Here is a 17920-nt window from a genome sequence, read left to right as displayed (position 1 = left end):
ACCCGCTACGACAAACGAGCCCGGCACTACCAAGCCCTGGTCACCCTCGCCTGCCTACGACTCTGGCTGACCTGACTTTGCGGACACGCCCTAGGGCCTGTCCGACGATTCGCGTCGTCGCCCGGAGGGCGGCCGGACGGCGTCAGGTGCGTGCTCCGGGGGTCCCCCCGACCGAAGGCTGGGGGAGTGCCGGGCCCTGACCCGCGTACTGGACGTACGCGGGCGAGGTCTTCGGAGGCCGGTGAGGCCGTACGCGGGACCGGACCGGTCACTCGGGGTCCACCTCCGTCACGACCGTCAGGAGACGGGCCGGGGCCGAGCCGTCGCCCCGGGCGACCCCGAGGGCGACCCAGCGGCCCGTCCCGGTCGCCTCCCATATACGCAGGTCGTCCGCCAGGGCACTGACGCTCGCCCACGGCTCCGGTATCTCCTCGCCGCGTCCGGCGCGCACCCGCAGGGTGAGCATGGCCCACGGCGGTCGCGCGCCCCACCGTGCGTCGAGCCGCTGCGCCATGCCTTCCCGGAACGCCTCGACGTCGTCGATGGCGCGCTCCCCCTGAGCGCAGTCGGGGTCCGCGGCCTCCCACGCCGCCGTCTCCGCCACGTAGTAGCCCGGTCCTCCCCGGCCGACGTCCGACCAGCCGTGCTCCGCCGGGAAGGGGCGGGAGCACAGCCGGTCGATCGTGTCCAGGCACCGCGCGAGGTTCATGACCCCAGTAAACCCGGCGCCACTGACAATTGGCGCTCCGTCAGGCGTCCCGCCGCAGAACGCTCCACGCACCCGCCGCCACCGCCGACGCCGCCCACACGGCGGTCACCGCCAGCCCGGTCCATGGACCGAGGGTGCCCTCCCAGGTCTCCCGCAGGACGATCTGCCCGGCCCGGTCCGGCATGAACTCCACCGCCTCACCCGCCGCGTCGCCGATGACGAACGACACGATCAGGAGGAACGGGACGAGGATGCCGAGCGCCGCGATCCCGCTGCGCAGCAGCGCGGTGAACCCGGCCGCGAACAGGGCCATCAGCATGAGGTATACGCCACCGCCCAGAACGGCGCGTACCTGCGCCCCGGCCGTCGGACCGGCCGCGGCCTCACCCATCGCGCTCCGTCCCGCCACGAGGGACGCGGCCGCCGTGAGCACCCCGACGAGGAGACCCGGTACGGCCACCGCCGTCAACTTGGCCGCGAACCACCGCCCGCGCCGCGGCACGGCGGCCAACGAGGTGCGCAGGGCGCCCCCGTGGAACTCCGCCGAGACGACCGTCGCGCCGAACACGATGGCGGCGATCTGACCGATCAGAAGTCCCGAGAGCGCGTTGGACAGCGGGTCGAACTCCGGGTCGGCGCTGTCGGAGGCGCCGCCCAGCGCGGAGAACGCGGTCGACACGGCGACCAGTACCAGCAGTGTGCCGATCGACGACCGCAGGGTACGGATCTTCAGCCACTCGGCATGGAGGACGGAAGCGAAGGGCATGGTCAGGCCTCCTGGCGCTGGGCGGTGAACTCGGTCTCGGCCGCGGTCAGGTCCAGATAGGCCTGCTCCAGCGTGCCTTCGGCGGCGGCAAGTTCGAGGAGGGGCACCCGTGCCTCGGAGGCGAGGCGGCCGATGTCCTCCACGCGCGCGTGCTCCACGGTCCAGGCGCCGTCCCCGGTCGCGGTGGACGTGTAGCCGTGCCGTCCGAGGGCCTCCTTCAGGGCGGCCGGGTCGGAGGTGCGCACCCGCACCCGGGGGCGCACGCGCGCGTCGATGAACTCCCGCATGGGCAGGTCCGCGAGCAGCCGTCCGCGTCCGAGGACCACGAGGTGGTCGGCGAACACCGCCGTCTCGTGCATCAGATGACTGGAGACCAGGACCGTACGTCCCTCGTCGGCGAGCCGGCGCAGCAGGCCGCGGATCCAGACGATGCCCTCGGGGTCGAGGCCGTTCGACGGTTCGTCCAGCATGACCACCGCGGGGTCGCCGAGCAGCGCCGCCGCGATACCGAGGCGTTGGCGCATGCCCAGCGAGTACGTCCGCACTCGGCGGCGCGCGGCCGGCGCGAGGCCGGTCTCCTCCAGTACCTCGTCCACGCGGCCCACCGGGATGCGGTTCGCGGCCGCCAGGATGCGCAGATGGTCCCGGCCGGTGCGGGACCCGTGGGCGGCGCCCGCGTCGAGCAGGGCACCGACCGTGCGCAGGGGCTCGTGGAGCGTGGCGTAGGGGTGGCCGCCGACCGTGGCGGTCCCGGAGGTGGCCCGGTCGAGGCCGAGGACGAGCCGCAGGGTGGTCGACTTGCCGGCGCCGTTGGGGCCGAGGAAGCCGGTGACACGGCCGGGCCGGACGGTGAAGGTGAGGTGGTCGACGGCGCGTCGGGAGCCGTACTCCTTGGTGAGTTCCTGGACGTGGATGCTGGTCATGGGGCCAGCCTGGACGGTCCGCGCGCCGTCCTCCTCCCCCGCGCGTGGAGATCGTCTCCCCCGCCCGGGGGAGGCGCGTCGTCGGTGCCGGCTGGCACGATGAGGCGATGGGCCGACTGCTGCGCCCCTTGCTGCGGGGGACGACGTACACGCGCTTGCTGCACCTGTGGGTGCCCGTGTTCCTCGTGAGCGTATGGCTCTTCATCGACATGTCGAGGCCCTGGGTGCCCGCGCTGCTGGCGATCCCGGTCGCCATGATCCCGGCGGTGCGGACGGGCGAGGGCGTGCAGGCGCAGCTGCTGCTGGTGCCGGGCGAGCCGGATTCGGGGATCTCCACGGCGCCGTCGGCGACCTGGCAGGACCGGTGGCGGACCGTGGTGTGGCTGGAGCTCCGGCTGGTTCTCGGCGCGGCCGCGGCCTTCGCGACGGTGTGGCTGCCCCTGACCTCGGTCGACATGGTCGCGACCGCGCTCGGGCGCCCGCAGTACGAGGACAACCCGCTGCTGTGGACCTTCGAGCACCCGTGGGTGCACGGGCTCTTGGCGCCCGTGCCGGTGGTCGTGCTGTACGTGGCGGTGCTCGGCCTGGGCCACGTGGCCACGGTGGCCGCGCGCCGTCTCCTGGGCCCCTCCGCGGCCGAGCGGCTGGCCACCCTGGAGGAGCGCACCGAGCAACTCCTCGAACGCACCCGCATCGCGCGCGAGTTGCACGACTCCATCGGTCACGCCCTGACCGTGGCGGTGGTGCAGGCGGGCGCGGCGCGGGCGGCGGGTGATCCGGCGTTCACCGAGCGGGCGCTGGGCGCCATCGAGGAGACCGGGCGGGCCGCCCTGGAAGATCTGGAGCGGGTGCTGGGCGTGCTGCGTGAGGCGGAGCGACCGGCGAGTTCCCGGCCCACCCTCGTGGACGCGGAGCGGCTGCTGGAGTCGGCGCGCGCGTCCGGCGCGACGGTCGACGTGGAGGTGACCGGGCCCGTCGACGCCGTGCCGGGGCCCGTCTCGCGCGAGGGGTACCGGATCCTCCAGGAGTCGCTGACCAACGTCCTGCGGCACGCGGGGGCCGTCCCGGTCCGCGTCCGGATCGAGGTGGCGGACGGCACCCTGGCGCTGGACGTCCGCAATCCGCTGCCCGGGGCGATGCCGGGCCCGGGGCAGGGCAGCGGCCTGCGGGGCATACGCGAGCGCGCGGCCCTGCTCGGCGGGCGGGCCCGCACGGGGCCGGCCGGGGGCGACTGGCGGGTGCGTGCGGAGCTGCCGCTGGGCTGATCTACGCTGGCGGGATGCCGCTCAGCGTTCTCCTTGTCGACGACGAACCGCTCGTCCGGGCGGGCCTGCGGGCCGTGCTGGAGGCGCAGCCCGACATCGAGGTCGCCGGCGAGGCGGCCGACGGGGCGGCGGTGATCCCGCTGGTGCGGCAACTGCGCCCGGACGTGGTCGCGATGGACGTACGGATGCCGCTGCTGGACGGTATCGAGGCCACGCGGGCGGTGCTGCGGACGGTCGAGAAGCCGCCGAAGATCCTGGTGGTGACCACGTTCGAGAACGACGAGTACGTGTACGCCGCGCTGCGGGCCGGTGCCTCCGGGTTCCTGCTGAAGCGGGCCCGGCCGGCCGAGATCGTGCACGCGGTGCGGCTGGTCGCCGAGGGCGAGTCCCTGCTGTTCCCGGCCTCGGTGCGGCAACTGGCGGCGGAGTACGGCGACAGCGGCGGCAATCGCGCGGCCCGGGCGGCGCTGGACCGGGCGCGGCTGACCGAGCGTGAGGCGGAGGTGCTGCGGCTGATGACCCGCGTCCTGTCGAACGCGGAGATCGCCGGGCGCCTGGCCGTCGGTACGGAGACGGTGAAGTCCCACGTCAGTGCCGTGCTGGCGAAACTCGGGGCGCGGGACCGCACCCAAGCGGTGATCACGGCGTACGAGTCGGGGTTCGTCTCGCCCGGCTGATCCATGTCCCCGGCGGATTCGGGGGGCTCTGGCACTCGCCGCTGTCCGCCGGCGCCGAGTACGATCCGGCGAACACGCGCACGAGCTGGGAGGACGGACGTTGGGGCGGCTGACCGGCGGGGATCCCTCGCTGCTGCGAAGGATCAATTCCGCGGTGGTGCTGCACGCGCTGCGTGCCACGGACTGCTCGACGCTCACGGAGATCACCCGAGTCACCGGCCTGTCCCGGCCGACCGTCGAGGGTGTCGTCGAGGGCCTGATCGACGCCGGTCTCGTGGTGGAGCAGGCCGCCGAGGAGGGCGCCGCCCGGCGCCAGGGGCGACCGGCGCGGAGGTTCCGGTTCCGGGCCGAGGCCGGGCACCTGCTGGGGCTGGAGATCGGGCCGCACCGGGTCGCCGCGCTGCTCTCGGGGCTGGACGGGCGGATCGTCGGCGCACAGGCCAAGGACATCGACGAGACCGCGTCCGCCGACGAGCGGCTGGAGCGGCTGCGCACCGCCGTCGCCGAGCTGCTGCGCCGGGCCGGGATCGCGCGGGGCTCGCTGCGGGCCGTCGGGGTGGCGACGCCGGGGATCGTCGAGGCGGACGGGACGGTGCGCCTGGGGACCGCCCTGCCCGGCTGGACGGGGCTGCGGCTCGGGGAGCGGCTGAGCCGTTCCTTCAAGTGCCCGGTGCTGGTGGAGAACGACGCCAACGCGGCGGTGGTCGCCGAGCACTGGAAGGGTTCCGCCATCGAGTCCGACGACGTGGTGTTCGTGCTGGCGGGACTCAGCCCGGGTGCGGGCGCGCTGATCGGCGGACGGCTGCACCGGGGGTTCGGCGGGGCCGCCGGTGAGATCGGCGCGCTGCATCTGCTGGGCCGGGAGGCGACGCCGGAGACGCTGCTGTCCACCACGGACGAACCCTTGCATCCGCTGGACGAGCAGGCGGTCGCCGCGGTCTTCGCGCAGGCCCGCGAGGGGGATCAGCGGGCGACGGCCGCCGTCGAGCGGTTCATCCAGCGGCTCGTGCACGACGTGGCGGCGCTCGCGCTGGCCCTGGACCCGGAACTGGTCGTGATCGGCGGCTGGGCGGCGGGACTGGACGGCGTACTGGATCCGCTGCGGCGGGAGCTGGCGCGCTACTGCCTGCGCCCGCCGAAGGTGACCCTGTCGCTGCTGGGCGAGGCGGCCGTGGCGACCGGGGCGCTGCGGCTGGCCCTGGACCACGTGGAGGAGCAGCTGTTCGCGGTCGAGGGCACGGTGACGGCGCGCCGCTGACCTGCGCCGCGCGGGGGCCGGGGAGCCGTGCGGGCCCGGAGGAGTTCCGGGCCCCTCACGAGGAAGATCGCGCCCCGGTCAGGAGGCCTTGCGCTCGGGGCCCTCGTGGATCTCCACGCCGCCCGAGTCGCCGAAGGTCAGCCGGCAGGTGTCCGCGCGGTACGTCGCGACGGAGACCGCGGCGGTGCGGCCGTCGGCGTGGAAGCGGGTGGTGACGACCAGGACGGGCGCGCCCGGCAGCCGGTCGAGTTCCTTGGCGTCGTCGGCGCGGGCCGAGCCCAGCTCGACGGCACGGTCCTGTCCCTCCAGCTCCAGGCGCCGCAGCTCGCGCAGCACCGCACGCGCGCGTGCCGGTCCGGCCGGGGCGTCGATGGCGGACAGGTCGGGCACCGACGACCCGGCGACGTAGAGCAGTTCCGCGGCGACGGGCTGGCCGTGGGTCGTACGGGTGCGGCGCACGATGTGCACGGGCTCCTCGCGGCCCGTCTCCAGGGCGTCCGCGACCGCGGCCGGCGGGGCGGCGACGACGCAGTCGACCGCCTGCCAGGCGTCGCCCGACCCGCCCGGCCAGTCGTGCTGCTCGGTGCCGACGGCCACCCCCACGCGCGGCGGGGCGACGGTCGTCCCGACGCCGCGGCGGCGCTGGAGTCTGCCTTCGAGTTCCAGCTGTTCCAGGGCTTGGCGGAGCGTGGCGCGGGCGACGCCGAAGCGAGCGGCGAGGTCGCGCTCGTTGGGCAGGATCTCGCCCACCGAGAACTCGGAGTCGAGTGCCTCCGTGAGCACGGTCTTGAGATGCCAGTACTTAGGTTCCGGCACCGATTCCAGCTGCGTGGTCCCCACCCTGTCCTCCGCAATCGCCGTGGATCGGCGGCGTTTTAGCGCCCTTGTTTATTAAAGGTTGTTGTACTTATCTGCGACCATAGGACGACCCCCACCCTTGGTCAAGACCAATCATTGATCGCCCGGGCGCCGCACAGGTGGTGTGCGGCCGAGCGTTCATGGGACGTTCGCACTTCGCCACATACGTGACACAACGACGTCTAGACGGTGGCCAGTGATCGCAGCTTGTCGGGATTGCGCACCACATAGACGGTCTGGACGCGTCCGTCGGCGATGTCCAGCTGGAGCACGACGTCGGGCTCACCGCCGGACACGACGAGGACCGCGGGGCCCCCGTTGAGCTCCAAAAGGCGGAAGGCCGCGTCGGGGATGCCCCTCGCGGCGACACCGGTGAGAAACCGGCCCACGTGGTCGGCGCCCTCCAGCACCCGCAGCGGCGCCTTGGACTTGCCACCGCTGTCGCCGACGAGGCGGACGTCGGGCGCGAGCAGCGCCATGAGGCCGTCGAGATCGCCGCCCCCGGCCGCCGCGAGGAACCGCTCGGTCAGGTCCCGGCGCCGGGCCGGGTCGACGTCGTAGCGCGGGCGCCTCTGCTCGACGTGCCGGCGAGCCCGGCCCGCCAGCTGCCGTACGGCGGGCTCGGCGCGGTCGAGCAGGGCGGCGATGTCGGCATAGGGGTAGCCGAAGGCCTCCCGGAGCACGAAGACCGCCCGCTCCAGCGGCGACAGCGACTCCAGCACGACGAGGACGGCCAAGGAGACGGAGTCGGCGAGGACGGCGCGATCCGCCGTGTCGGGGGCCGTGTCCCCGAACTCGGTGAGGAACGGCTCGGGCAGCCAGGGGCCGACATAGGCCTCGTTGCGGGCCTTGATCTGGCGCAGCCGGTCGAGGGCCAGGCGGGTGGTGACGCGCACCAGGTAGGCGCGGGCGTCGCGCACCTCGGCGCGGTCGGCGCCGGACCAGCGCAGCCAGGCGTCCTGGACCACGTCCTCCGCGTCGGCGACGCGGCCGAGCATGCGGTAGGCGACGCCCAGCAGCAGCGGGCGATGCTCTTCGAAGACCTCGGTCGCACGATCGGCGCTCACCGCCCCATCCCATCCGACCCGGCACATCATGTCCAGGCGGTTTCGCCGTACGCGCACGTGCGGCCGGGCGACGGACGTCCGCAACACCGTGTCCGGGGCGGCAGGTTCGGCCATGCGGTCGAGGCCGACCGGGGGCTACCCGTCGGTAGCCATTGCTGACAAGGTGTCTACACCATGTCCGGCACCGAGTCCTCGACGAGGAGCTGTATGTCCTCCACCGTCTCCTTCACGGTCCCCACCCCGCAGGGCCCGCGCGTCATGAGCCTGGCCCACACGCGCGTGGGGGCCGGTGAACCGCTGGTCCTGCTGCACGGCATCGGCCACCATCGCCAGGTGTGGGACCCGGTCGTCCCCGTCCTGGCCGTCGAGCGGGACGTGATCTGCGTGGACCTGCCGGGGTGCGGGGAGTCCCCGGCCCTTCCGGACGGGCTGACGCACGACCTGCCGACGACGACGGCCGTGCTGGCCGCCCTGTTCGAGGCACTCGGGCTCGAACGGCCGCATGTGGCGGGCAACTCGCTGGGCGGCCTGCTCGCCCTCGAACTCGGCCGGGACGGGCTGGCGCGGTCGGTGACGGCGCTGTCGCCCGCCGGGTTCTGGTCGCAGGCGGAGCGGCGCTACGCCTTCACCGTGCTCACGGCGATGCGGCAGATCGCCCGGCGGATGCCGCCGCCCGTCGTCCAGGCCCTCGCCCGGCCCGCCGTGGGACGCACCCTGCTGACAAGCGCCATCTACGCCCGCCCGGCCCGCCGTTCGCCCGAGGCCGTGGTCGCCGAGACGCTCGCGCTGGCCCGCGCCCAGGGATTCACGGAGACCCTGCGCAGCGGCCGGGACGTGCGGTTCACCGACGACATCACCGGGATCCCGGTGACCGTGGCCTGGGGAAGCCGGGACCGGCTGCTGGTGCCCCGGCAGGGCGTCCGCGCCAAGTACATCCTGCCCAGGGCCCGACTGGTCCGGCTGCCCGGCTGCGGTCACGTCCCGATGAACGACGACCCGGCGCTCGTCGCGCGCGTGCTGCTCGACGGCAGCCGGTCCGCCGCGCGGCAGACTCCCTGAGTCACGTGCAGGGGGCTCGGCGGCCCAGGGCGACGCCGCCGGGCCCCGCTACTGTCCCGTCCATGAAGCCCTCGCAGACCGACGGTGCGCGACACCAGGGCCCCGCCGCGTGGGAGCTGCTGCTGCCCGCCGCCTCGGCGCCCGCACGCGCGCGTGGCCGCTCGCTCCAGGCGGCGCTGCGGGCGGCGGTCCGCTCCGGGCGGCTCGCGCCGGGCACCCGGCTGCCGTCGAGCCGGGACCTCGCGGCAGACCTCGGTGTCTCGCGCGGGCTGGTCACGGAGGCCTACGAGCAGCTGACGGCGGAGGGATATCTGCGCAGCGGCCGGGGCGCGGGGACCTGGGTGGGCGACGCGGCCCGGGACGCCCACCCGCGCGCGCGTGACCTGGCTCCCCGCGCCGCCGCCGCGCGCGCCGACTTCGTGCCGGGGACACCCGACCTGTCGCTGTTCCCGCGCGCCGCCTGGGCCGCCGCACAGCGCCACGTGCTGACGGAACTGCCCCACCACGGCCTCGGCTACCCCGATCCTCGCGGGCTCCCCCGGCTGCGCACCGCCCTGGCCGAGATGCTCGGGCGCCGCAGGGGCGTGGTCGCCGACCCGGAGCGGATCGTGGTCGTCTCCGGCGTGACCCAGGCGACGACGCTGATCGCCCTGGTGCTGCGGGCGCGCGGCACCCGTGCGATCGGTGTCGAGGATCCGGGCAGCCCGCAGCACGCCGGCATGTACGCCTCGGCCGGCGTGAGTTCCGTGCCGCTGCCGCTGGACGGCGAGGGCCTCGCGACGGGTCCCCTGCGGTCGTCCGGGGTGCGTGCCGTGGTGACGACTCCGGCGCACCAGTTCCCGACCGGGATCGCCTACTCGGCCCGGCGCCGGGCCGAACTCCTCGACTGGGCGCGGTCGGTGGACGGCATCGTGCTGGAGGACGACTACGACGGAGACTTCCGCTACGACCGGGCACCGGTGGGCGCCCTTCAGGGCCTCGACCCCGAGCGCGTCGCCTACACGGGGTCGGTCAGCAAGTCCCTCGCGCCCGGACTGCGACTCGGCTGGCTGCTTCTTCCCGAGTGGCTGGCCGACGACGTCATCGCCCGGAAACAGACCCTCGACCTCGGCCATCCCGCCCTCGACCAGGCGGTGTTCGCGCGGTTCCTGGAGCGCGGCGAGTACGACAGCCAGTTGCGGCGCTGCGGGCGCGCGTACCGAGAACGGCGCGACGCCCTGGTGGCGGCGCTCGACGAGCACTTCCCCGGTGCCGAGGTGTCCGGGATCGCCGCGGGACTGCACGTCATCGCGACACTGCCACGACGGTACGGGCCGCAGGAGCGGTTCCTCGCGCGCGTGAGGGCGGCGGGGGTCGCCGTACGGGCGCTGTCGGAGTGCGCCCACACGCCTGCGCGTCTCCCTGGGAACGAGGAGGAGGCGGTGCGGCTCGTCCTCGGGTACGCGCAGGTGCCGCCGGGACGGATCCGGGAGGGGGTGCGGGCGATGGCTGAGGCGGTGAGCGGAGGGTAGGGGGCGCGTCGGGTTGCGGGGGGGGCGCGTCACGAAGCGCGGGCAGCGGGGCAGCGGGGGCGCGTCACGAAGCGCGGGCAGCGGGGCAGCGGGGGCGCGTCACGCAGCGCGGGCATCGGGCCGCGCGGGTGTCGGGTCTCGCCTCCGGTGCCGTCGGTCCCCGTCACGACCGCTCCCCGCACCGGTTCCTGTTCCTGTGCCGCCCGGGGCGTGTTGTTCACTCCCGGTTCGCGTGGGCGCTGCGGGGTCCCAGTAGTTGTGGCATCGCAACTGGCCGGATCCGTCCTGTCCTGGAGGCGCACCCATGTCACACCCACCCCTGCCCGGCCGCCGCAGCGTCCTGCGCGGCTCTCTGGCCGCGTCGGCGGCCCTGACTCTGCCCACCGGACTCGGCGCGGCGCCGGCCCTCGCCCTGTCGGGGCGCCCGGCGGCCGGCTGGGGCGTGCAGACGGGCGACGTGACCACGCACTCCGGACTCGTGTGGGTGCGCTCCGACCGACCGGCCCGGATGATCGTCGAGACCTCCGCCACCGAGTCGTTCCGCAACGCGCGCCGTTGGTACGGCCCGCTGCTCGGCAAGGGAACCGACTTCACCGGCACGACCGCGCTGCGCGGACTGCCGTCCGGCGAGCAGATCCACTACCGCGTGCTGCTGGCCGACCCGGACGACCCGCGCCGTACCGGCGAGCCGGTCGCCGGCACCTTCCGCACGGCCTCCACCCGGCGGCGGGACGGCGTGCGGTTCGTCTGGTCCGGCGACCTCGCCGGGCAGGGCTGGGGCATCAACCCCGAGTTGGGCGGCTACCGCATCTACGACGCGATGGCCGCGCTCGACCCCGACTTCTTCCTGTGCAGCGGCGACAACGTCTACGCCGACGGCCCCCTCACCGAGACGGTGACGCTGCCCGACGGGCGGACCTGGCGGAACATCACCACCGAGGAGAAGGCGAAGGTGGCCGAGACACTGGCGGAGTTCCGCGGCAACTTCCGCTACAACCTCCTGGACGAGAACCTGCGCGCGTTCAACGCCCAGGTCCCCTCGATCATCCAGTGGGACGACCACGAGGTCACGAACAACTGGTACCCGGGCGAGATCCTCACCGACAGCCGGTACACGGAGAAGAACGTCGACGTGCTCGCGGCGCGCGCCCGGCAGGCGTTCTCGGAGTACTTCCCCGTCTCGACGCTGCGCCGCCCGCACGGGCGGGTCCACCGGGTGCAGCACCACGGCCCGCTGCTGGACGTCTTCGTCCTGGACATGCGCACCTACCGGAACGCCAACTCGGCCGACGACCAGACCAGCGACGCCCAGGGCATCCTCGGCCGCGAGCAGTTGGAGTGGCTCAAGCGGGAACTGTCCCGGTCGCGGGCCGTGTGGAAGGTCATCGCCTCCGACATGCCCCTCGGCCTGGTCGTGCCGGACACCGGGGACGGCCGGGCGAACATCGAGGCGGTCGCCCAGGGCGACCCGGGTGTCCCGCTCGGCCGTGAGCTGCAGATCGCGGAGCTGCTGAGGTTCGTCAAGCACCGGCGGATCACCGGCACGGTGTGGCTGACCGCCGACGTGCACTACACGTCGGCCCAGCACTACCAGCCTTCGCGGGCGGCGTTCACGGACTTCGAGCCGTTCTGGGAGTTCGTGTCCGGCCCCCTCAACGCCGGCGCCTTCCCGGCGAACGCCCTGGACGACACCTTCGGTCCGGAGCGGGTGTTCGTGAAAGCTCCCACGACCGCGAACGTCTCCCCCGCCGAGGGCTACCAGTTCTTCGGCGAGGTCGACATCGACGGCGACAGCGCCGAACTGACGGTCCGGCTGCGCGAGCAGGACGGAACCGTGCTGTTCACGAAGGTGCTGCGGCCCGGACGGGTCGGTCAGTAGGTCCGAGGGCTGAAGTCCGAGGTCCGAGGTTCCCGTCCGGGGCGGCGTCTGCCGTACCCTCGTCCGACGTGCCGCGCACCGGCGTCATCCCCCGGTGCGCGGCACTCTCGCGTTCTCCTGCAACTCCCCTGCCTGAGGCGCCTCGTCACAGGTCAGGCCGATTGTCAGTGGTCGCCCCTACGGTTTTTCCATGACGCGATCTTTGCAGGCCGTGGCCTATCGGCGACCCTCCGTGCTGGAGTCCGCGGCGGACGGACAGCGCCTCGGACTGGAGACCTCACGAGGTGCGACACCCTCGGGTGTGCGCGACCATCCGCAGTTCTTCGCGGGCTTTCTGAGCACCCCTCAAGCAGCTGCGGCGGGGCTGCTCGCGGTGGCGGACGTCGCGGCCGCGCGGTACTACCAGCGGCAGCTGCGCGCCTCGCTCGACCCGGTGGTGACGGGCAACGGGGACCGGCTGCGCTTCGAGTCCTTCTCCGGCTGCGGCGGGGTGTACGCGCGCCTGGACGTTCTGGAAGCGGGCCTCGACGGCGACGCGGTGGGGCACGGCACGACCAACGTCGACGTCAACAACCCGCTGCGCGAGGCCCTGTCACGGATCGGTCCGGCCGATCCGCTCCACCTGCGGGTCGGCCCGGACGAACTGGCGGTGACCACGCTGGACGGGCCGGTCGTGGAGAAGAAGGTCCCGCTTCCGGACCGCTGGCTGCGGGGCTTCGCCGAAGCCCAGGTCGTCGCCGCCGGATTCGATCTGCGGGCCGAACTGCCCGCAGCCGAGGCGGTGCGGTTCCTGCGGGCGCTGCCCCGGGGCGGCGGGCGCGGCGTGTCGGCCGGCGCCCGCTGGGTGGTGCCGGCAGGACGCGGGCTGCGGCCGAGCACGAGGGCCGTGCCGGGCGCGGTGTGCCTGCCCGGCCCTGAGCGGCTGATCGCGCTCCAGCGCGTCCTGCGGCACGCGACGTCCCTGCGGGTGTACGGCCCCGGGGTCGGCGGTGACGCCGCCCCCGCCGCCGCGGCCTGGGAGGCCGTCCTGCCGGGCATGCGGCTCACCCTGACGCTGTCACCCGACGCCTCGCGCGGGTTCTCCGGGGAGGGCGGCGTCCTCGACGCGCTGGCGACCGACGAGGCCGCCGAGGACGCCGAGCTGATCGCGGTCCTGCTCGCGTGGGAGCCGCGCGTCGACGTCGGCGGCCTCGCTGCCGCCTCCGGGCTGAGCGCCGGGCGCGTCCGGGCCGCCCTGGTCCGCCTCGGCACCTCGGGGCGCGTCGGGTACGACGTGGCGGAGGCCGCCTACTTCCACCGCGAACTGCCCTACGACGCCGAGCGCGTGGAGCGGCACAACCCGCGTCTGCGGTCCGCCCGTGCGCTGGTGGCGGCGGGCGCGGTCGCCCTGGACGGCGCGGTGGCCACGGTGACGGCGGACGACGGGCACCTGCACCGGGTGCGGGAGCAGGCGGGGGTGCTCAGCTGCAGTTGCCTGTGGTGGGCGAAGTACCGGGGAGGGCGCGGACCGTGCAAACACGCGCTGGCGGTGCGCATGGTGCGGCGCGGGGTCACCGTGGCGCGGGCGGGACAGCCGGAGCGGGTCGACGGGGGTGTGCGATGAGTTCGCTGCTGGAGTTGGTGCGGGCCGGCCGTACGGCCGAGGTGGTGGGCCTGCTCGACGGGCTGACGGATGCCGAACAGCGCGCTTGTCTGCCCGCGTTGCAGGAGCTGCGCAAGGAGCTGCGGACCGCGCCCTGGGAGTCGGCCGCGCGGCGCGCCTACCCCGCGCTGCACGCGGCCGGGGCGGCATGCCAGACAGGTGCGGCCGCGGTGGCGAGCTGGATCGCCGCCGCCGATATGCGCTGGTCCCAGGTCTCGCCGGGAGTGCTGCTGCATGTCCTGGGCGACCGGGAGACGGACTGGCTGGCGGATGTGACGCACCGGTTGGCACAGCGTCCGGTCACCGCGTGGGTGCCGTTCGAGCTCATGGCCGGGCTGGTGCGGCTCTCCGGCTGCCCGGTGCCGACGACCGACGCCTATGTCCGGGGCTGGATCGACCACCTGAACGGCTCGTGGCAGCGCGGGGGCACGCTGCTCGACCGGCTGCGGCGGGACCCCCATCTGCGGGAGCTCGTCACCGCGGTGTTCGAGACCGACGACATCGGCGGCCGGCTGCAGTGGCCGCGTCACGACGGACCGGACAGCTGGATCGGCGCGCTGGCGCAGCTGACCGTGGAGGGGGCCCTCGACCGTGGGGTCACGGTCGACGCGTGTGTGGCCCGGCTGCTGCGCGGTGGCACGGCCGCCGATCAGCGGGCGTTCCTGCGCCTGCTGAAGTGCCTCGCGCTCACCCGGGACGAGGAGCGGGAGCGCAAGGCCGACTTGTCGGCACTGGCCTCGGACGCCACGTCGACGGTGGCCGCCCACGCCCAGTCGGTCCTCGCGGCGCTGGCCCTGGACGGCGGGCTCGCCCCGGGAGAGCTCGCGGAGATGTCCGAGGCGGTGCTGTTCCGCACCGAGCGCAAGCTCGTGCGGGCCCAGCTGGTGCTGCTCGGCAAGGTGCTGACACGCAACGCGTCCGCGGCCGGGGAGCTGCTGCCCGCCGTCGCACAGGCCTTCGGGCACGACGACGCGGACGTCCAGGAACGTGCGCTCAAGCTCGTCGAACGGCACGTGGAAAAGCTCGACTCGGTGCCGGCGCGGGCCGATCTGGCCCTGGCCGCCGAGCAGTTGATCCCCGGTCTGCGCGCCAGAGCGGTCGAGTCGCTGGGCGCGGCACCGGCCGGCCCCGAGCCGTCGGGCTACGAGGAGCTGCTGCCCCCGGCACCGCGGCCGGCGCGCCTGGCCCCCGCCGCCGCGTCCGCCGTGGAACTGGCCGAGGAGGTGGGCGCGGCGCTGGCCTCCGAGCCGGGCGTCACCGATTTCGAGCGGGCCCTGGACGGTCTGGTGCGGCACGCGTACGGGGATCGTGAGGCCCTGTTGTCGGCCCTGGAGCCGGTGGTCGCGCGGCGCTGGTGGAACGGTGCCGACGGGTCCGTCGCGCGCGACGCCTTCGGCCACTCCTACGGCGCCGTCTCCGACGCCGCGAGCGGCCTCGACCTCCTCCTCGCAACGCTGCGCGGCGCGGTCCGCACCGCCACGCTGCACACCCGCGTCCAGCGTGGGTCCGACACCCGGGACTGTGTGCACAGCGCCCTCCTCCGGGCGTTCGAGTGCCGCATGTGGGAGGTGGCGTACCGGATACGGACCGACCCGCTGCCCTTCCTGCTCTCGACCCCGACCTGGAGCACCGGCCTGCTGGAGCCGGCCGACCTGGTCGAACGCCTCGCCACCTACGCCCGGCTGGGCGCCAGGGTCGCGGACGGCGACTTCGCGCAGGCCCTGTTGCGGGTGCGCCGCGGGGACCGGGAGGCGGCCGGTTCGGCGGCCCTGCGTGCGGCGGCTCTCGGCACGGCGGAGGGGACGCGGCTGGCGGCCTGGCTGACCTCCGGTGCACCGGAGACACCCGTGGCCTGGCGGCGGACGTCGGGGCGGCGCGTCCTGGTGGAGCTGGGCGACGTCCTGGAGCTGCAGGAGGACTTCCCGCCGGAGTTCCGCTCCCTGGGCAGGCCCTTCGGCGGCTCCTCGAAGTACCGGTGGTGCTACCACTGGGAGGACGACCTGCGGCAGCACTGGCCGGCCATGCTCCCCGAGCGGCGTGAGCTGGTGGCGGCGCGGCTGCTGCAAGGTCTGTCCGAACTCGCCCTGGACGACTCGCGGGGTGCCGCCGCGGCGCTGCCGCCGCTCGCGGAGTCCGGCGGTCAGGCGGGCGAGGCCCTCCATCTGGGTGTCGCCTACGGGCTCGGGGCCCGGCATCCCGAGGACCGGCTCGCGGCGGTGGACGCGCTGCTGGTGCTGGCCGCGCGCAAGCAGTTGGACGCGGCTCGGCTGGGCGCGGACCTCGGGCAGCTGGTCCGGTGCGGCGCGGTGAAGTCGCAGCGGCTCGCCGAGTCGATGCGCACGGCGGCGGCCACCGGCGCCAACGCCACGACATGGAGCGTCCTCAGCGGGACGCTGCCCGAGCTGCTCGCCGACCTGACGAGCGGCGAGACGTCCACGCCGGCCCGGGGCCTCGGGGAACTGCTGGCGGTGGCGGCCGAGTGCGCCGAACGGTCCGGGGCACGCGGCGAGCTGCCGCACCTGTCCCGGGCGGCGGCCCGGCGCGGCTCCTCACGCCTGGTGTCGCAGGCGCGCCGGCTACGCAGTGCGCTGGGCGAGCGGGTGGCCGCATGACGTAGACGGCCTGGTACCGGGGTGCGGGCGGACACATCCGTCCTCGCAGGTCGTCACCGTCCGACCGCGCACTGATAAAAAGAACAACAAATAGGGCAGATCCACGCTTTACCGATCAGTCACAAAGCGTTCGTGATCACGCAACACCATTCCTTCACAGTGGGTGCATGAGTCGAGACATGTCTGACGTGACACGTACGAAACACGGCCGCCCCGTGCACCACTGGCGACGGGACCTCGTGGAGCTCGCGGCCCTGTTCACCGCCGTCGCGGTGGCGGACGCCGTGGCCGACCTGATCGGCCACGGCCCCGACGGCCCCGCGGTGCTGGTGATCTCCGCGATCGCCCTGCTCGCCACGGCGACGTTCCACACCTGGTGGTCACGCCGCAACGGGCACGCACCGCCGACCAGCGATACCGGCGCCCGGCCGCCCTCCTCGAAGGGGCAGGCCGGGCCGTCCACGCCCACCGCGGCCGCCGCGCGTCCGGAGGCCGGCCGGCCCACGGAGAGCACGCTCTGGCGGATGCGCACCACGGTGAAGGACGAGCCGGGTTCGCTCGCCGCGCTCTGCACGGAGCTGGCCGGGCAGCGGATCGACATCCTGAGCCTGCAGACGCACCCGCTCGGCGACGGCACGGTGGACGAGTTCCTGCTGCGGGCCCCCGCCGGGCTCGCGGCGGCCGAGCTGACGCGGGCGGCGGCGCGGGCGGGCGGCGCGGGCACGTGGATCGAGCGGGCCGACGCCCATGATCTGGTCGACGCCCCGACCCGGGTGCTGGGCCTGGCCACCCGCACGGCTCTGGACGCCGCCGAACTACCGCTCGCGCTGCGGCAGTTGCTGGGCCGGTGCACGATCCGCTCGCTGCCCGCGGCCCCGATGGGCGGCGGTCGCCGCGCGGTGGACGAGGTGCCGGTGGAGGGTGTCCTGGAGGACACCGTGCTGCGACTGCGAGCGCCGGAAGGCGGAGTGATCACCGTGGAGCGGCCGTATCTGCCGTTCACGCCGACCGAGTTCGCGCGGGCGAGGGCGCTGGTGGAGCTGGACGCCCGGCTCGGCCCGCGCGTCCCGCGCAGCCAGGACGTACTGACCCTGCCGCAGGGCAGCGCCATCACCGTGCGCCGGGCCGACACCGGTGATGTCGAGGCCGCGAAGGCGATGCACGAGCGGTGCTCGCCGCGCACCCTGTCGATGCGCTATCACGGCCCGGTCGGGGACGCCGACCGCTACCTCAACCACCTGCTGAGTCCGCGCTACGGACGGACGCTCGCCGTGCAGACCGCCTCGGGCCGGATCGTCGGGCTCGGCCACCTCCTGTGGGACGGTGACGAGACGGAGGTCGCGCTCCTCGTCGAGGACGACTGGCAGCGCCGGGGCATCGGCGCGGAACTGCTCGGCCGCCTGGTGTCCATGGCGGTCGAGGCGGGCTGCGAGAGCGTGTACGCCGTGACGCAGTCGTCCAACACCGGCATGGTCGCTGCGATGCGCGGCCTGGGCCTGCCCCTCGACTACCAGATCGAGGAGGGCACCCTGGTGATCACGGCCCGCCTGGACGCGGCGCCGGTCCGTACGGGTCCGCCGTACGACGGGGAACGGCTCGGCGAGCGGTCCGTGCGCGAATGACCCGACGGTGTCGGTGATCGACGCCTCGGGGACGGTGCGGGACTCACCCGGGCCGTCCCCGAGGCGGGGCCG

Annotated in this window: 14 protein-coding genes; 9 read left to right on the top strand and 5 right to left on the bottom strand. The window is 74.3% G+C overall.

Annotated elements, in window-relative coordinates; translation table 11 throughout:
• Window positions 1–268: 268 nt before the first annotated feature.
• The 3 genes from ACZ7LV_RS35485 to ACZ7LV_RS35475 are packed head-to-tail and all read right to left on the bottom strand — an operon-like array spanning window position 269 to window position 2398.
• Window positions 269–709: a hypothetical protein gene (locus ACZ7LV_RS35485; protein ID WP_471945473.1), complete on the bottom strand. Its 441-nt coding sequence runs from the start codon at window positions 707–709 to the stop codon at window positions 269–271.
• Between the two features lie 40 nt (window positions 710–749).
• Complete coding sequence (locus ACZ7LV_RS35480) at window positions 750–1475, bottom strand: ABC transporter permease (RefSeq protein WP_471945472.1); 726 nt, start codon at window positions 1473–1475, stop codon at window positions 750–752.
• Between the two features lie 2 nt (window positions 1476–1477).
• Window positions 1478–2398 carry an ATP-binding cassette domain-containing protein gene (locus ACZ7LV_RS35475; protein WP_471945471.1) on the bottom strand — a complete coding sequence of 307 codons (921 nt, stop codon included), beginning with the start codon at window positions 2396–2398 and terminating at the stop codon, window positions 1478–1480.
• A 107-nt stretch (window positions 2399–2505) separates the two neighbouring features.
• Here ACZ7LV_RS35475 and ACZ7LV_RS35470 point away from each other — a divergent pair, with 107 nt between their 5' ends.
• From ACZ7LV_RS35470 to ACZ7LV_RS35460, 3 genes are all read left to right on the top strand, one after another.
• Entirely contained in the window at window positions 2506–3663 is a 1158-nt protein-coding gene (locus ACZ7LV_RS35470) for a sensor histidine kinase (RefSeq protein WP_471945470.1), read from the top strand.
• 14 nt (window positions 3664–3677) lie between these two features.
• Window positions 3678–4340 carry a response regulator gene (locus ACZ7LV_RS35465; protein WP_471945469.1) on the top strand — a complete coding sequence of 221 codons (663 nt, stop codon included), beginning with the start codon at window positions 3678–3680 and terminating at the stop codon, window positions 4338–4340.
• A 100-nt stretch (window positions 4341–4440) separates the two neighbouring features.
• On the top strand, window positions 4441–5598 hold the full coding sequence (locus ACZ7LV_RS35460; protein WP_471945468.1) for an ROK family transcriptional regulator: 1158 nt from the start codon (window positions 4441–4443) through the stop codon (window positions 5596–5598).
• Window positions 5599–5676: 78 nt separating this feature from the next.
• Here ACZ7LV_RS35460 and ACZ7LV_RS35455 read toward each other — a convergent pair whose 3' ends face one another.
• On the bottom strand, window positions 5677–6438 hold the full coding sequence (locus ACZ7LV_RS35455) for a GntR family transcriptional regulator (RefSeq protein WP_471945467.1): 762 nt from the start codon (window positions 6436–6438) through the stop codon (window positions 5677–5679).
• 200 nt (window positions 6439–6638) lie between these two features.
• A complete protein-coding gene (locus tag ACZ7LV_RS35450) occupies window positions 6639–7523 on the bottom strand; it encodes an RNA polymerase sigma-70 factor (protein ID WP_471945466.1) in 885 nt (294 codons plus the stop codon).
• Between the two features lie 207 nt (window positions 7524–7730).
• Between ACZ7LV_RS35450 and ACZ7LV_RS35445 the strand changes: the two genes are divergently transcribed.
• From ACZ7LV_RS35445 to ACZ7LV_RS35420, 6 genes are all read left to right on the top strand, one after another.
• Entirely contained in the window at window positions 7731–8582 is an 852-nt protein-coding gene (locus ACZ7LV_RS35445) for an alpha/beta fold hydrolase (protein WP_471945465.1), read from the top strand.
• A 62-nt stretch (window positions 8583–8644) separates the two neighbouring features.
• Complete coding sequence (gene pdxR / locus ACZ7LV_RS35440) at window positions 8645–10093, top strand: MocR-like pyridoxine biosynthesis transcription factor PdxR (protein WP_471945464.1); 1449 nt, start codon at window positions 8645–8647, stop codon at window positions 10091–10093.
• A 304-nt stretch (window positions 10094–10397) separates the two neighbouring features.
• Window positions 10398–11972, top strand: a complete 1575-nt coding sequence (locus ACZ7LV_RS35435; protein ID WP_471945463.1) for an alkaline phosphatase D family protein — start codon at window positions 10398–10400, stop codon at window positions 11970–11972.
• A 190-nt stretch (window positions 11973–12162) separates the two neighbouring features.
• The gene (locus tag ACZ7LV_RS35430; RefSeq protein WP_471945462.1) at window positions 12163–13575 is read left to right on the top strand and encodes an SWIM zinc finger family protein; all 1413 of its coding nucleotides are present in this window, start codon (window positions 12163–12165) and stop codon (window positions 13573–13575) included.
• The gene (locus ACZ7LV_RS35425; protein WP_471945461.1) at window positions 13572–16226 is read left to right on the top strand and encodes a DUF7824 domain-containing protein; all 2655 of its coding nucleotides are present in this window, start codon (window positions 13572–13574) and stop codon (window positions 16224–16226) included. The genes ACZ7LV_RS35430 and ACZ7LV_RS35425 overlap by 4 nt, the downstream gene beginning before the upstream one ends.
• A gap of 179 nt (window positions 16227–16405) precedes the next feature.
• Window positions 16406–17848: a GNAT family N-acetyltransferase gene (locus tag ACZ7LV_RS35420; protein WP_471945460.1), complete on the top strand. Its 1443-nt coding sequence runs from the start codon at window positions 16406–16408 to the stop codon at window positions 17846–17848.
• The last annotated feature ends 72 nt before the right edge of the window (window positions 17849–17920 follow it).

This window comes from Streptomyces sp. NPDC107562 (genome assembly GCF_055657325.1).
Note: the sequence above shows the minus strand (reverse complement) of the source record. Positions and strands in the feature narration are given on the sequence as shown.

What these genes read in the sequence shown, in the direction of transcription:
- ACZ7LV_RS35445 (WP_471945465.1), top strand. Translation starts at nt 7,731, where the DNA reads ATGTCCTCCACCGTCTCCTTCACGGTCCCCACCCCGCAGGGCCCGCGC.
- ACZ7LV_RS35465 (WP_471945469.1), top strand. Translation starts at nt 3,678, where the DNA reads ATGCCGCTCAGCGTTCTCCTTGTCGACGACGAACCGCTCGTCCGGGCG.
- ACZ7LV_RS35485 (WP_471945473.1), bottom strand. Translation starts at nt 709, where the DNA reads ATGAACCTCGCGCGGTGCCTGGACACGATCGACCGGCTGTGCTCCCGC.
- ACZ7LV_RS35470 (WP_471945470.1), top strand. Translation starts at nt 2,506, where the DNA reads ATGGGCCGACTGCTGCGCCCCTTGCTGCGGGGGACGACGTACACGCGC.
- ACZ7LV_RS35430 (WP_471945462.1), top strand. Translation starts at nt 12,163, where the DNA reads ATGACGCGATCTTTGCAGGCCGTGGCCTATCGGCGACCCTCCGTGCTG.
- ACZ7LV_RS35425 (WP_471945461.1), top strand. Translation starts at nt 13,572, where the DNA reads ATGAGTTCGCTGCTGGAGTTGGTGCGGGCCGGCCGTACGGCCGAGGTG.
- pdxR (WP_471945464.1), top strand. Translation starts at nt 8,645, where the DNA reads ATGAAGCCCTCGCAGACCGACGGTGCGCGACACCAGGGCCCCGCCGCG.
- ACZ7LV_RS35420 (WP_471945460.1), top strand. Translation starts at nt 16,406, where the DNA reads ATGTCTGACGTGACACGTACGAAACACGGCCGCCCCGTGCACCACTGG.
- ACZ7LV_RS35475 (WP_471945471.1), bottom strand. Translation starts at nt 2,398, where the DNA reads ATGACCAGCATCCACGTCCAGGAACTCACCAAGGAGTACGGCTCCCGA.
- ACZ7LV_RS35480 (WP_471945472.1), bottom strand. Translation starts at nt 1,475, where the DNA reads ATGCCCTTCGCTTCCGTCCTCCATGCCGAGTGGCTGAAGATCCGTACC.
- ACZ7LV_RS35435 (WP_471945463.1), top strand. Translation starts at nt 10,398, where the DNA reads ATGTCACACCCACCCCTGCCCGGCCGCCGCAGCGTCCTGCGCGGCTCT.